The sequence below is a fragment of the Pseudalkalibacillus sp. JSM 102089 genome (genome assembly GCF_041366475.1).
In the GTDB taxonomy this organism is placed as follows: Bacteria; Bacillota; Bacilli; order Bacillales; family Guptibacillaceae; genus Guptibacillus; species Guptibacillus hwajinpoensis_B.
Genome location: NZ_JBEWYW010000037.1, coordinates 1 through 1298, shown reverse-complemented (window position 1 = coordinate 1298; position 1298 = coordinate 1). Strand labels below are relative to the sequence as shown.

The 1298-nt window shown below is 37.0% G+C and carries 2 protein-coding genes; both read right to left on the bottom strand.

Annotated features, from left to right (window positions below; genetic code table 11):
* Positions 1-42: 42 nt before the first annotated feature.
* The gene (locus tag ABVF21_RS22730; RefSeq protein ID WP_303536521.1) at positions 43-921 is read right to left on the bottom strand and encodes an IS3 family transposase; all 879 of its coding nucleotides are present in this window, start codon (positions 919-921) and stop codon (positions 43-45) included.
* Between the two features lie 8 nt (positions 922-929).
* A complete protein-coding gene (locus ABVF21_RS22725; RefSeq protein ID WP_303536524.1) occupies positions 930-1226 on the bottom strand; it encodes a helix-turn-helix domain-containing protein in 297 nt (98 codons plus the stop codon).
* Positions 1227-1298: the final 72 nt, after the last annotated feature.

The following is a 1298-nucleotide window of genomic DNA, read 5'->3' as shown; positions in this document are numbered from 1 at the left end:
TGAAGTGACCCCTGTCAAGTAGACAGGAATTAAAAAGCATTTTTAAGCAGCCTGAGCTCTATACTTATAGGGGCTCAGGTTGTTTAATTTCTTTTGAAATCTTTGGTGATTGTAAAATCGTATGTATTTGTGGACTGCAAACTTAACCTCTTCAGAGGTTTGGAAAGAGTATAAGTAAAAACATTCTGTTTTAAAGTGGCTGAAAAAGTTCTCCATACATGCATTGTCCCAACAGTTTCCTTTTCTGGACATACTTGATTTCATTTTGTACTTATTAAGCAGTTTGTTATACTGTTTCGAGGTATACTGGAACCCTTGGTCACTGTGGAGCATAATGCCTTTTACGCTTCGTTTTTTTCTAGCCTTCTTCACTGTATCCATGACTAATTTAAGATCGTTTCTTCTACTGATTTCATAGGCTATTATTTCGTTATTATACAAATCCTTAATGGCAGATAGATACAGTTTTTGTCCATTAAAAATTAAATAGGTAACGTCGGTTACCCATTTTTCATTTGGTTTTGAAGCTGTAAAGTCCCGATTCAAATGGTTATTTGAGATGACATAAGCTTCCTTCTTACCATAGTAAGGTCGCTTCCTTCTGATAACAGCTTTAAGGCCTAATTCTCCCATCAAGCGTTGAACTCGTTTGTGATTCATATGTAGATTATGCATCGTCTTAAGCCAGGTCTGTACTCTTCTATACCCATAGATCCCTTTAAGTTTTGTGTGACACTCCATAATCAATTTTTTGATTTTATGATCTTCTACCTGTTTAGGAGAAGAGGATTCTTGGCGTTTTAACCATTTGTAGTATCCAGCCCTTGATACACCTGTAAGCTCGCATAAGAGTTGAACGGTGTACTTCTTAGACATCTCTTTAACAACCTCATACTTCGTACTAGTAAGTACGACTTCCATTCCCCCTTTTACTTTCCTAAGAGCTTTTTTAGCATTTCATTCTCAGCTTCTAATCGTTTAATTTTTTCTTCTGGATCCTCAGGACGTGTTCTTGGTCTTCCTATCCCAGGTCCTTTAGCTCTCCCACGCTTCTCCTCGAGGCCCTTTATTCCTTCTGCCTCAAAGTGTTGAACCCATCGGCGTACCATTTTAGGAGTTATTTCTAATTCTCTACCTACTGTTTTGTAGCCCATACCTTCTTTCAGATACATATCTACAGCTTTTTTCTTGAATTGAATATCATATGTTTTATTAATTTTACCCATAGAAAAATCCCCTCCATAATAGACAGCTTAGTGCGCTTTCTTTTTTCTGTCTACTATGAGGGGATCATATCA